The sequence below is a fragment of the Bacillus sp. J41TS8 genome, from assembly GCF_018333035.1.
Classification (GTDB): domain Bacteria; phylum Bacillota; class Bacilli; order Bacillales; family Bacillaceae; genus Bacillus; species Bacillus paralicheniformis.
Map to the genome: position 1 here is coordinate 169,093 of NZ_BORF01000009.1, position 13,784 is coordinate 182,876.

Annotated in this window: 11 protein-coding genes; 10 read left to right on the plus strand and 1 reads right to left on the minus strand. The window is 46.7% G+C overall.

Translation table 11 applies throughout. The features are described 5' to 3' along the window. Positions 1–10 precede the first annotated feature (10 nt). From KI350_RS13975 to KI350_RS14005, 7 genes are all read left to right on the plus strand, one after another. The gene (locus KI350_RS13975) at positions 11–721 is read left to right on the plus strand and encodes a phosphoadenylyl-sulfate reductase (RefSeq protein ID WP_212930501.1); all 711 of its coding nucleotides are present in this window, start codon (positions 11–13) and stop codon (positions 719–721) included. A gap of 14 nt (positions 722–735) precedes the next feature. Next, positions 736–1,875: a sulfate permease gene (locus KI350_RS13980; protein WP_023855744.1), complete on the plus strand. Its 1,140-nt coding sequence runs from the start codon at positions 736–738 to the stop codon at positions 1,873–1,875. A 302-nt stretch (positions 1,876–2,177) separates the two neighbouring features. Next, a complete protein-coding gene (locus KI350_RS13985) occupies positions 2,178–2,855 on the plus strand; it encodes a DUF421 domain-containing protein (RefSeq protein ID WP_020451710.1) in 678 nt (225 codons plus the stop codon). A 351-nt stretch (positions 2,856–3,206) separates the two neighbouring features. Further along, a complete protein-coding gene (gene proC / locus KI350_RS13990) occupies positions 3,207–4,058 on the plus strand; it encodes a pyrroline-5-carboxylate reductase (RefSeq protein ID WP_075213795.1) in 852 nt (283 codons plus the stop codon). 38 nt (positions 4,059–4,096) lie between these two features. Further along, the gene (gene proB / locus KI350_RS13995) at positions 4,097–5,218 is read left to right on the plus strand and encodes a glutamate 5-kinase (protein ID WP_020451708.1); all 1,122 of its coding nucleotides are present in this window, start codon (positions 4,097–4,099) and stop codon (positions 5,216–5,218) included. A 25-nt stretch (positions 5,219–5,243) separates the two neighbouring features. After that, positions 5,244–6,515, plus strand: a complete 1,272-nt coding sequence (locus KI350_RS14000; RefSeq protein WP_065643896.1) for a glutamate-5-semialdehyde dehydrogenase — start codon at positions 5,244–5,246, stop codon at positions 6,513–6,515. Positions 6,516–6,723: 208 nt separating this feature from the next. After that, a complete protein-coding gene (locus KI350_RS14005; RefSeq protein ID WP_065643897.1) occupies positions 6,724–7,074 on the plus strand; it encodes a winged helix-turn-helix transcriptional regulator in 351 nt (116 codons plus the stop codon). Positions 7,075–7,109: 35 nt separating this feature from the next. Here KI350_RS14005 and KI350_RS14010 read toward each other — a convergent pair whose 3' ends face one another. Further along, complete coding sequence (locus KI350_RS14010) at positions 7,110–7,670, minus strand: NAD(P)H-dependent oxidoreductase (protein WP_020451705.1); 561 nt, start codon at positions 7,668–7,670, stop codon at positions 7,110–7,112. 230 nt (positions 7,671–7,900) lie between these two features. Between KI350_RS14010 and KI350_RS14015 the strand changes: the two genes are divergently transcribed. From KI350_RS14015 to KI350_RS14025, 3 genes are all read left to right on the plus strand, one after another. Then, positions 7,901–9,061 carry an acyl-CoA dehydrogenase family protein gene (locus KI350_RS14015; protein ID WP_065643898.1) on the plus strand — a complete coding sequence of 387 codons (1,161 nt, stop codon included), beginning with the start codon at positions 7,901–7,903 and terminating at the stop codon, positions 9,059–9,061. Positions 9,062–9,092: 31 nt separating this feature from the next. Further along, the gene (locus KI350_RS14020) at positions 9,093–10,730 is read left to right on the plus strand and encodes an AMP-binding protein (RefSeq protein WP_075213102.1); all 1,638 of its coding nucleotides are present in this window, start codon (positions 9,093–9,095) and stop codon (positions 10,728–10,730) included. A gap of 512 nt (positions 10,731–11,242) precedes the next feature. Continuing rightward, positions 11,243–13,784: non-ribosomal peptide synthetase (locus tag KI350_RS14025; RefSeq protein ID WP_212930502.1), on the plus strand; the 2,542-nt coding region annotated here is incomplete at its 3' end.

Genomic DNA, 13,784 nt, shown 5'->3' on the forward strand with positions numbered 1-13,784 from the left:
GGGAAAATCGATGAACGATGTTTTAACGTATCACACATGGAATGAAAAAGCTTCTGAAGAGGTGATGGATACCTTCAGCGGCGAGATGGACGTTTTGAAATGGGCGTACAGCACGTATCAAAAAATTGTTTATGCCTGCAGTTTCGGCGCGGAAGGAATCGTTTTGATCGACTTGATTTCAAAAGTTGTGAAAGAAGCGGACATCGTGTTTTTAGATACAGGACTGCATTTTCCGGAAACATATGAACTTATCAATGAAGTGAAAGATCGCTATCCCGGTCTGTCGATTCGCTTTTTAAAACCCGGCCTCTCGCTTGAAGAACAGGAAAAACGCTATGGCAGCGAACTTTGGAAACGCCATCCGGACCATTGCTGCCGCCTTCGCAAGATCGAGCCACTCAGAGAGCATCTGTCAGGGATGGAGGCATGGATGACCGGGCTGAGGCGGGAGCAGTCGGAAACACGGAAACATGTCCGTTATATCAACAAGGACGACAATTTTAAACTGATTAAAATCTGCCCCCTTATTCACTGGACATGGGAAGATGTCTGGACTTACATTAAGCTGAATCAGCTGACGTATCACAAGCTTCATGATCAAGATTATCCGAGCATCGGCTGTGAGGTGTGTACGTCTCCCGTGGCAGACGGCGGCAATTTAAGAGCGGGAAGGTGGGCCCGTCAGGATAAAACAGAATGCGGGCTGCATCAATTCCGGTAGGAGCTGGGTAAAAGATGACGATTACCATTTTGGCATTCATTATCGCTTTGTTTTTTGCCATGAACATAGGAGCGAGCGGAGCAGCAGCTTCAATGGGAATAGCGTATGGCGCAGGTGCCGTCCGGAAAAGGCAGGCGGCCTTGTGGATCAGCGGAATCGGTGTATTTTTGGGCGCCATGATAGGCGGAGGAGAGGTTGTGAAAACAATCGGTTCAGGCATTATCCCCACGTCTATTCTCAATGTGCATATTGTCGTGATTATCCTCGGAGCATCTGCGATTTCGCTGTTTATTGCAAACATCGCGGGGATTCCCCTTTCAACCAGCGAGGTGACGGTCGGCTCGATTGTCGGGGTCGGCGTCGCATTTCAAGCGGTATTTACCGATAAGCTGTTGGTGATCGTCATGTATTGGCTGATCATTCCGATTGCCGCTTTTTTTCTCGCTTTTTTCATTGGACAATTGCTGAAAAAAGCCGAGAAGAGGCTACGGTGGCTTAAACAGCAAAAATGGGCGCGGCTGCTCACCGCACTAGTGATTTTAACCGGGTTTTTAGAAGCCTTTTCGGCGGGAATGAACAATGTCGCGAATTCCGTCGGACCTCTCGTTGGAGCAGGCCTCTTGTCAGTCAGCAGCGGAACGTTTCTTGGGGGACTGTTCGTGGCTATCGGAGCCATTTGCCTTGGAAGCAGGGTCATTGAGACGAATGGGAAAAAAATCACCGAGTTTTCGCTTTTGCAAGGGTCATGTGTTTCAGGACTCGGTGCGTCCCTAGTCATCGGCGCTTCGCTATTTGGCATTCCCGTGCCGCAAACCCAGATTACGACTTGCAGCATCATTGGGATTGGCCTTTCTGAAAAGGGAAGGGCAATTTTTCGTAAAAGCGTTATTTTGAAGTTAATGAAAGTATGGGTTGTTTCACCGGTTTTTTCACTTGTCATTTCGTATAGTCTCGTGAAAATCTTTCTCGATTTTGATTTATATTCAGTTGCAGTTGTTTTATGTGTTTTTCTTGCCACTCTTGGATCTGTAAGCCTTATGAAACATGCCAGGCAGAAACAATCAGATGTCCGAAGAAACAGGGATCATGTAAAGTCGATCGTTGGAGGAAGAGGGCGTAAAAGAGAACCTGCCGCATGGAGGGACTTTAGTTAACCGGGCCGCCTGTTTTGGATGATTTGGACTAAGGCCCGGAATCAGCCGGATTTAAAAAAGGCGCTCGTGCAGCTTTATCTGTTTCATTGCCTGATCGTGAGAAGTCATGAGCGGAACGGCACTTCTCAGCCGTATGATCGAAGAAGAGGTTGGCACGACGCCGCTATTTTTTGAAGAATACCAATGGATTGGCAGAAGGCGCGGCGCAGCAGATGGCCCTTTTTCTCAGGAAAAGTATTCCTCTGGTTTAAACTGCATCCCGATTGTTAACAATGAAGAGAGAGATTCGGGAGGGAACCTTGATGGAATATGTACACTTGGTAGTCGAACTGACGATAGGGTTTGCAGCTTTATTTCTGATGACGAAAATTCTGGGGAAAACCCAATTTGCCCAAATTACGCCGTTTGATTTTATTTCCGCTTTAATATTGGGGGAAATGGTTGGAAACGCGATTTTCGATCAGGATGTCACCATCTGGAAAGTCCTTTTCGCCATCCTCGTTTGGGCCATTCTAATCTATTCAATAGAAGTTTTATCACAAAAAGTGCAAAACATCAGAGGTTTTCTCGAGGGCAGGCCAAGTATTGTGATCAATAAAGGAAAAATCGATTATAACGCCCTCAAAAAAAATAAATTGGACCTGAACCAGCTGCAGACATTGGCACGTGAAAAAGGCTGTTTTTCCTTAAACGAGATCCAATATGCCATCCTTGAAACAGACGGTTCGCTCAGCGTCCTGCCAAAACACAAATACGGGATGCCGACAAAAGAAGACTTAAACATCCCTTACAAACCGGTTCAGCTCCCGGTGCCGTTAATCCTCGACGGCGAGCTCGAAAAGAACAATCTGCATGAAGCCGGCTTTGACGAGCTTTGGCTGCAAAATCAATTATCAAGTCAAGGTATTACACAGTATCAAGAGGTGCTTTATGCGGAATGGCGCGGCGATGAGGGGCAGCTTTACGTTACAACCTATTGATATTGGCAAGCGCGGGTTCGACAAGCTTCGAGCCCGTGCTTTTCTATTTGCGCTCACACGGCTAAAGGATCGTACTTTTTTACCGGTCCGAAAGGCTGTCAATCTCTAAAAAATTCCGTTAAATCATTCAAACGGCCTTCAAATGGAGGAAAGACAAACGACAAAAGGTGCAATTGAAGCTGAAAAATCTGCTTTCAGCCTCTTTTTCTTTTCCTTTTTTCTTCAAAAATCTCCATTTTTCACATGACCTGCGCTGTCCAATCAAAACACGCAAACTTGACATAAATATCTAAAGTGTTAATATACTAACCGTGTTCGAAAAAATACGAACAGAAATGCGAACAAAGGGAGATGTTAAAGATCTTTAATCAAAAAAACGTAGCTTTTATAGGGGCAGGATCAATGGCAGAGGGAATGATCTCAGGCATCGTTCAATCCAAAAAACTGCCTGCTTCGCAAATCTATGTTACAAACCACACGAACCACCGGCGTTTAGAAGAACTCCAGCAGAAATATGGAATACGAGGCGTCAGAAAAGAAGAACTTGACTATCAGAACATCGATTGCTTCATCTTGGCGATGAAGCCGAAAGATGCAGAGAGTGCTCTTACTTCCATGAAACCGCATATTCAACCCCATCAGCTTATCGTGTCAGTTTTAGCTGGCATATCAATTTCATTTATTGAAAACGAGCTGCACGGCATGCAGCCTGTCATCCGAATCATGCCTAACACCTCAAGTGCAATCGGCGCATCTGCAACCGCCATGGCCGAAGGCAGCCATGTAACAGCCGATCTGTCAAAAACCGCGAAACAACTGCTTCAATGCATGGGAGAAGTCTATTCCATCGAAGAAAGCAAAATGGACATTTTCACCGGCATTGCCGGCAGCGGGCCTGCTTACTTTTATTATTTAATGGAGCACATCGAAAAAGCGGGAGCCGAGGCTGGATTAAGCCAAAAACTAACGAGGGAAATCGGCGCGCAGACATTGTTAGGCGCCGCCAAAATGCTGTTGGAAAGCCCTGAAGATACAGCTGTTCTCAAAGACAACATCACTTCCCCTAACGGTACGACTGCCGCCGGTTTAAAGGCCTTGGAGGAAAGCGGCGGAGGCGAAGCGATCGAACAGGCGGTCAAACAAGCCGCAAAACGATCCAAAACCATCAGTCTCGAACTTGAACAATTAGTCGCAGCAAAGTAAGCACCCGTAACGAAGAAAAATACTACAGGAGTGATAAAATGACCTCTAATCAACAGAGGGTAGTTGTCAAAGTGGGAAGCAGTTCTTTAACAAGTCTTCACGGCGAAATCAGCAGCAAAAAGCTCGAAAAGCTCGTTGAGCAGATCGTCCGCCTCAAAGATGAAGGGCACGAAGTCCTCCTCGTTTCATCTGGCGCTGTGGCGGCCGGATACCGGAAACTTGGCTTCATTAACAGGCCGGATACATTGCCTGAAAAACAAGCATCCGCATCTGTCGGCCAGGGCTTACTAATCGAAGCGTATTCCAAGCTCTTTTTATCCCATGGCTATATCGCTTCACAAATATTAATCACAAAAAGCGATTTTTCAGATGAAAAACGGTACAACAATGTGAGAAATACGATGAATGTTCTGTTGAAACGCGGCATTATTCCGATCATCAACGAAAATGACACAGTTACCGTCAACCGGCTCAAATTCGGAGACAATGATACGCTTTCTGCTAAAGTGGCGGGTCTGATCGACGCTAACCTGCTGACCATCCTCTCTGATATAGACGGCCTTTATGACGCGAATCCGCGAAAAACGCCGGACGCCGCACTCGTCCGGGAAGTAAATGAAATCACGCCGGAGATAGAAGCTTCAGCAGGGGATGCCGGAAGCGAAGTCGGAACAGGCGGCATGAAGTCGAAACTGGACGCTTTTAAAATTACAATGGCTTCAGGCATCAAAGGATTTTTAGGGCGTGCAGACACCTCCGGTCTGTTGCAAGAAGCAATCAGCGGGACTGCGAGGGGAACGTATTTTATTCCGAATGACGATTCACACACACTCAACCATAAAAAGCAATGGATAGCATTTAACTCTGGACCTGAAGGAGACATCATCGTCCACAACGAAAGCAAAGAGTTTATTATCGACCGTAAAAAAAGCCTGTATCCTTCTAGTATTTACGAAATTAACGGCCGTTTCAGCAACGGTTCCGTCGTTCGAATCCTTGATCAGGAAGGAGAGGAAATCGGCCTCGGCGTCGTCAACTTTTCCTCATCCCAGCTTCGTAAATGGAAGAAGGATACGAATCAGGAAACAGCCGCTTCCTCACAGGCTGTCGTTGACAGAGAAGCGTTTGTCTGTCATTTAGAGCTATCCGTTCCGCTTTAAAAAACAAATCAAAGGAGGAATTGACATGACGGCGACAAGCGAGAACACCAGGGCACAAATCGAAGAAAAAGCGATAAAGGCAAAAACAGCCGCAAAATCTTTGCGGCTGACAACTGAAAAAGACAAGAACGAGGCGCTTGCTACACTGGCCGAACACCTGAAACAAAACATGAGCTATATTCTCACTGAAAATGCCAAAGATATTGAAGCGGGACGAAAAAAAGGCTATGATACAGCCTACATCGACCGCCTGTCGCTCAATGAAGACAGGGTACTGGATTTTGCCAATGGACTGCTGGAAGTCGCGGAACTGGATGATCCGGTCGGAGAAACGCTATCAAGCTGGACGCTCGACAACGGGCTAAAGGCGGAAAAAGTCAGCGTTCCTCTCGGCGTCATCGGCATGATCTATGAAGCGCGTCCGAATGTGACTGTCGATGCGACCGGGCTCGCTCTAAAATCGGGCAATGCGATCGTTTTGAAAGGCGGCTCTTCCGCCATTCATTCGAATACAGCGATCGTATCGGTCATGCACCAAGCGCTGGAAACGACAGACATTCCCCGCGATGCTGTTCAATTTATCGAAAGCACGGACCGAAGCGCCACGAAGCAGCTCTTCAAGATGAAAGAGCATATCGATGTACTCATCCCCCGGGGAGGCGGTGCCCTCATTCAGGAAGTCGTTGAGAACGCAACCGTTCCCGTTCTTGAGACGGGAGTCGGCAACTGTCACATCTATATCGACCGGGAAGCAGACCCTGAAAAAGCAATCAATGTCATGATCAATGCGAAAACAGACCGCCCCGCCGTCTGCAATGCGCTTGAAACGCTGATTGTTCACGAAAAATGGCTTGAGGAAAACAGTGCAGCGCTTATCAATGCTTTAAACGAACACGGTATTCAAGTTTACGGAGACGAAAAGGCGGTTCAATGGATTCAAGACGCGATACCAGCGGGGGAAGCCGATTGGCAGAACGAATATTTAAGCCTTGATCTCGCGGTTAAAGTCGCAGCAAGTCTTGAAGAAGCCTGCGATCATATCGAAACATACGGAACAAAGCATTCAGAAGCGATTATCACCGAAAATCCGAAAACAGCCAAGGCTTTTCTGAATACCGTTGATGCGGCAGCACTGTATCACAATGCCTCAACCCGGTTCACCGACGGCGGTGCACTCGGCTTCGGCGCGGAAATCGGGATTTCTACACAGAAGCTTCACGCCCGCGGACCTATGGGTCTGAAAGAATTGACCACATGCAAATATATCATGGGAGGCGACGGCCATATCAGAAGATAAATAAAAAAGCCTGCATTGAAACTGCACCTCAATTGTCACCTGACAATCTTGAGGTGCAGTTTTTTCTTACGGCTGCATCCGCCGTATCACGGAAAACATACGGCGTAGTGGTTTTTCTTTAAGCATCCTTTAAAATCCTTCCTTTACATCCTTTCAATCCAATTACATAATGATCTATGATATAGGATTCAGAAGGAGAGTGTACGTTATGCAACCCTCAACCGGAAAAACCTGCGTTCCGACCGGTGTGGATCTTAAAAACACCGGTTTTGGATATACGTTGTCATTGATAAGCGGCAAATATAAAATAATCATTCTATATTGGCTGTCTGAACGCGAAGTGATGCGGCATAATGAGCTGAAGCGAAGCATCGGCACCATTTCCTTCAAAACGCTGAGCATCATGTTAAAAGAGCTGGAGGCAGACGGCCTTATTATACGCAAGGAATTTCCCCAAATTCCCCCAAAGGTGGAGTATTCATTATCTGAACGCGGACGTTCTCTCTTACCTTTGTTCAATATGATGTGTGAGTGGGGAGAGAAAAACAGGCTGGGCTGACAGCCTGTTTCAACCGGAATGATTTCCGGCAAAACTTAAAGATTGTCAATAAAACGCAAATAATCCCGGGCGCTTTTCTCCAATTCTCCCGCTCCCGGCCCGGTCGCTTCTTCCTCATTTCCGCCGGGCTCATTTTCCTTGCCGTAAAACGCAAAAAATGAACGATAGTCTGCATGACAATATCGGAATGTCGTTTCAAATGGAACTAATATTTGTTCAAGCGTATAGCGGTACCTTCCGTTTTCACCATAATCTTCTTCTTTAATTCCGGCGGATACACCTAATGCCACTTTACGATTTTTTAATCGATCACCTCCATTTGAACCATAAGCCCATCCGTAAGCCAATACATCATCAAGCCATTTTTTAAGAAGAGGCGGACAGTTAAACCAATAGATAGGGAATTGAAAAACAAGATTGCCGTGCGCTTCCACCAATTTTTGTTCTTTTTCCGCGTCAATGTTTCCATCCGGATATACGTCGGACAATTCGTGAACCGTATACTTTTCCGGATATTTTTTGAGCTCCTCTACCCAGCGCTTATTGATAACTGATGTTTCTAAACTTGGATGTGCAACGATAATCAGTGTTTTCAAAAATTTTCCTCCTTCGGCATGTTTTCATCTTGATTATAAAGTTCACACTGCGAATTTGTAAGTATGCACTTTTGGTTCAGGTACTTACGTAAAGGTAAGTATCAGTTGTCATCAAACGGTCCGATTTTGCCTGTCCAAAATCCTCTGGCATGAAAAATGCACTTTTTTAATATAATGTTACAAAGCTCTGCTGCCTAAGGAATTTGACGATCCAAAAAGGGGGTCACTTTATGAATTTTGAACTAACCAGAGAACAGCAAATGGTTCGCGAACTCGCCAGAGATTTTGCGAAACAGGAAATTGCACCGCATGCCGAACATGTTGACAGGACGGGAGATTTTCCGGTTGAGACATTTAAAAAAATGGGGGAGCTCGGCCTCTTGGGGATTCCGTTTCCGGAATGCTACGGCGGGTCAGGCGGGGATACGATTTCCTATGCGCTTAGCGTCGAAGAAATCGGCAAAGCGTGCGGGAGCACCGGTCTAAGCTATGCTGCGGCTGTATCGCTCGGGGCTGCACCGATTTATTATTTCGGCACCGAAGAACAAAAACAAGAATATCTCGTGCCGCTTGCGACGGGCCGGGCGCTCGGAGCGTTCGGGCTGACCGAACCGAATGCAGGATCAGATGCGGGCGGCACCCGGACAAAAGCCCGCTCGGAAGGGGACAGCTATGTGATCAGCGGGGAGAAATGCTGGATCACCAATGCCGGATATGCCCGGACCGTCATCGTCACCGCCGTCACCGGAAAAGATGACAACGGAAAAAACATCATCTCCGCCATCATCGTTCCGACAGATTCGGAAGGCTTCACCATTAATAGCGAATATGACAAAATGGGTGTCCGCGGCTCCAATACATCGCAGCTCATCTTGGACAATGTCCGCGTTCCAAAACAAAATCTGTTGGGAAGCCCGGAAAAAGGGTTTAAACAGTTTCTCAATACACTTGACGGGGGCAGAATTTCGATCGCCGCGCTGGCCGTCGGTATCGCTCAAGGCGCATTTGAGGCCGCGCTTGCATACGCACACGAACGAAAACAATTCGGCCGGCCCATCTCCTATTTCCAGGCGATTCAGTTCAAGCTTGCCGACATGGCCATGGAAATTGAGCTTGCCCGCAATATGGTGCTGAAGGCCGCCTGGCTGAAAGATCAAGGCCGGCCGTTTACAAAGGAAGCGGCTTTCGCCAAGCTTTATGCCTCAGAGATGGCGTTCAGGACATGTAATCAGTCCATTCAAATACACGGAGGATACGGGTATATGAAAGAGTACGGAGTCGAGCGGATGCTGCGGGATGCCAAATTAATGGAAATCGGTGAAGGAACTTCAGAAATTCAACGGCTCGTCATCGCAAGGCAGCTCGGCATAGGAAAACAAGCGGCAAAATGAAAACGCTTTCCGGGAGAAGGGAGGGACAACGTTGGCAGAGCTGCTCCATTTGACTATCGGAAAATTGTTGGAGAAAACCGCGGCAAACGCACCTGATCACGAGGCTGTCGTCTATCCGGATCGCCGTCTCCGTTATACGTACCGGCAATTTGACCAGTTGTGCAGAAAAGTCGCAAAAGGACTGGTGGCGCTCGGTATTGAAAAAGGTGAACATGTCGCAATTTGGGCTTCCAATACTCCGGAATGGCTTACCGCCCAGTTTGCCTCGGCAAAAACGGGCGCGGTGCTTGTCACAGTCAACACGAACTATCAATTATCAGAGCTTGAATATGTGCTGAAACAGTCAGATGCCACAACACTCATTTTAATGGAATCATACCGGGGCACTTCTTACATTGATATCCTTTACAAACTGATTCCTGAATTGAAGGAGTCGGAACCGGGTAAGCTCGCATCTGAAAGACTGCCTTTCTTAAAAAATATTATTTTGATGGGAGATAAAAGGCATCCCGGCATGTACCTTTGGGATGACATATTAAAGCTCTCCGGTTCGGTAAGCGAAAAAGCGCTTGATCACAGGATGGAACGACTCAAAGAGCATGATGTCATCAATATGCAATATACATCAGGTACGACAGGCTTTCCAAAAGGCGTGATGCTCACTCATTCCAATTTGGCAAACAACGCGGCAAATATTGCGGAATGCATGAATTTATCGAGAAAAGACAGAATGTGCATCCCCGTACCCTTTTTTCACTGCTTTGGATGCGTGCTGGGAACTCTCGCTTGCGTCACCGCCGGTGCGACGATGGTGCCGGTGCAAGAATTCAATCCAAAAGAAGTGCTTTCCGCTGTCGAAACGGAAAAATGCACGGCGCTTCACGGTGTACCGACCATGTTCATTGCCGAACTGAATGATCAAGATTTTGCATCATATGACTTGTCTTCTTTAAGAACGGGTATCATGGCCGGTTCAAACTGTCCAATTGAAGTTATGAAAAAAGTGATCAATAACATGGGGATGTCTGAAATAACGATTGCATACGGACAGACGGAAGCATCACCGGTCATTACCCAGACGAGGGTCAACGATTCGCTCAAAAGAAGGGTCGAAACCGTAGGGCGCGCCTTGCCGAATGTTGAAGTCAAAATAACTGAACCGGGCACAAATCAGGAGGTTGCAAGAGGCGTTCAAGGCGAGCTGTGCACACGCGGCTACCATGTCATGAAAGGCTATTACAAAAATTCTGAGGACACGGCAGCGGTGATTGATGAGGACGGATTTTTGCATACAGGTGATTTAGCCGTAATGGATGAAGAAGGCTACTGCCGGATTACCGGGAGATTAAAAGACATGATCATCCGAGGCGGAGAGAACATATACCCGCGGGAAATAGAAGAGTTTTTATACAAGCATCCCAACATTCTCGACGTCCAAATTGTCGGTGTGCCTGACGAAACATTCGGTGAAGAGGTCTCGGCCTGGATCAAACTGAAAAGCGGAGCATCCATGACAGCTGACGAATTAAAAGAATACTGCAAAGATAAAATCGCCCGATATAAGATTCCGCGCTATATCGCATTTGTCGAAGAGTTTCCGATGACGGCATCAGGAAAAGTGCAGAAATTTAAATTAAGGGAGCAAGCGCTTGAACATTTTCAATTGTAATTTTCTCTTGCAAGTGCGACGAACTAAAATGAGGGACTCTTTTGTTTAACGGATCATCCGTACATGTAAACGGATGCCGTGTAGCCTAAAGCTTTTGAAAGTGAAGCAAAACTGTATCTTAATTCGTTAAGGTACAGTTTTTTTATGAGCTTTTTCAAAAACACGTGAGACGATATTTTTTACGAATAAATGATGACAATTTATTTCCATTTCGCTCAGAGTGCATTGGATTTTTAGTACTGTTTTTTGAATAAAATGGTATAAACATCCTGATATTCCCTCCGTTTATTCATTCTATTTTGAGCTTTTCATATGTGATGAGCAGTAAAGACAAGAAGATGAGATCAAATAACCATTTTCTAAAAAATTATTGAATTTATTGTAAACATTGTTGTATTTTATCGAATTTGTATTACAATGATTCTCATACGTATGATTTAGCCATATATTGTCATATAACCTGTAATTATTTTACTTTTTTATTCTCTTATATTTGAAATGGAGGGGTTCCATTGAACACAACCTACACTTTGACCCATGCTCAAAGGAGAGTATGGTTTACCGAGCTGCTCGATCCGGGTACAAGTATCTGCAATCTTGCAGCCTGTGTCAAATTCAGGGGCGCTATTGACCTTGATGTGCTGCGGCGGGCTTTGGACTTTTCAGTTTCCCGGCATGATTCACTTCATTTTCAGCTGACAGAAGGGAAAGGGGAAGAGCCTGATCTTTATCTCGCTGAATATCGCCCGCTTTCCATAGAGACCATTGATTTGACAAAGGCCGGCAAGTCCGAACGGAATAAGTGGATTGACGATCAGACTTCGATTCCGTTTAAGCTGTTTCATTCACCGCTTTATCAATTCACCCTGCTGGCGATTTCGAGCGAAGAAGTTTGGCTCTATGCAAAATTCCATCATATCATAATGGACGGTATTTCTCTTAATCTGCTAGGCAATCAACTGATTGAGATGTATCAAAAAATGATTCGGAATGAACCCTTACCTCAACATCATGAACCTTCCTATCTCACCTATATCGAAAAAGAGAAGCAATACTTGCAATCTTCCCGGTTTGAAAAAGACCGCTTATTTTGGACAAACACCTACCACACCATTCCAGAACATTTCCCACTAACAGAAAAAGCCTTGCCTCAGCAACAAAGCACCGCCGCTTTAAGAGAAACCCTGACTCTTTCACATCCCTTGGCAGAATCAATCCGACACTTTTGCGAAAAGCATCAAATCAGCATTCTTTCTCTGTTTATGGCTTCGTTTTACATATGCATCAGCAGAATGACATCCAGCAAGGATATTGTGATTGGAACCTATTACGGAAACCGCGCCTCCAGGCTGGAAAAAGACATGCTCGGTATGTTTGTGAGCACACTGCCAATCAGAATGGAAGTTGATCCGGATTGTGATGTTCTTTCATTTGTCACAAGCATCGGGAAAGAACAGCTTTCAGTCATGCGTCATCAAAAATATCCCTACAATCTGCTGATGAACGAATTAAGGCATCAGCATGGTGATCTGCAAAATTTAATCGTCACTTCCATACAGTATCAGCCGCTTCAATGGCAACAAGCAGATGGCTTTGAATATGAAACGGCCATGTATTTCAGCGGGCGCACTGCAAATCAGCTGTCTGTTTCAATTAAAGAGCGCCTTGATACCGGTATCATACAGTTAAATTTTGATTATCAAACCGCTATGTTTACTGAACATGACATCAAACGGATTCAATCCCATCTTTTAACCGTTTTGGAGAAGGCGCTTGAGAAGCCGGACCAGCCGATTAAAAACATCGATATGGTAGAGTCCAACGAAAAGGAACGGATTTTGTCTGCTTTTAACCAAACAGATTCCGTCAAACCTTTGGCGCCGACGCTGCATGGTTTTTTCACCCGCCGCGCGGCGCTGTCGCCGAGCTTGCCGGCGCTTCGTTTTTCCGGCGGTATCTTAACGTACGGAGAGCTTGATCAGTATACCAATCAACTTGCTGTCCGGTTGAAGAAAAAAGGCGTCGCCAAAGAAAGTGTGGTCGGCGTGCTCGCCGACCGTTCACCGGAGATGGTGATCGCGGTGCTGGCTGTTTTGAAAGCCGGCGGCGCTTACGTGCCGCTTGATCCAGACTATCCTGAAGAACGGCTCAGATATATGCTCGCTGACAGTGGCGCCCGGCTTCTCGTCACAGGGCCGGGTTTGTCCGTCTCCGGATTTTCCGGGGAAACGCTTGAAGTCAACCTGTCATCACTTCGAACGGAACCAGCGGAGAACGAACCGGTTTGCGCTCATACGGATGGCGGCTCACTCGCCTATGTCATCTATACATCCGGTTCAACCGGGACACCGAAGGGCGTCGCGGTTGAGCACCGACAGGCTGCCGCCTTTTTGTCCGGGATGCAGCGCCAGTTCCCATTAACTGAAGATGATGTCATCGTGCTCAAGTCATCGTTTTCATTTGATGCTTCGATCTGGCAGTTGTTTTGGTGGATGATTCCCGGCGCCTCCATGTATTTGCTTCCGCAGGGCTGGGAGAAGGATCCCGCTTTGATGACAGAAGCCTTCACAAACGAAGGAGTGACGACGGCGCATTTTATCCCGGCGATGGCCAACAGCTTTTTAGACCAGGTCGAGATGGAAACAGAGGAGAAAAGGACAAGCCTTGCGAAAACCTTGAAACACGTATTCGCCGGAGGTGAAGCGCTCGCTCCCCAGACAGCCGCCCGATTTGCCCGGTCTTTGCCGGAGACTGCGGTCATTCACGGCTACGGGCCGACAGAAGCTACGGTGGATGCCGCATTTTATCGGTACGACCATGAAAAAGACAGGGAACGGATGCGGCTTCCGATCGGAAAACCTGTACCGGGAGCCCGTCTTTATATTTTAGACAGTGAGAAAGCTGTCCAGCCCATAGGGGTGGCCGGAGAACTGTATATCGCAGGCGCGGGCGTCGCAAGGGGCTACTTGAACCGTCCGGAGCTGACAGAAGAACGGTTTCTCGATGACCCCTTTTATTCAGGGGAACGCATGTATCAAACGGGCGATCTGGCGA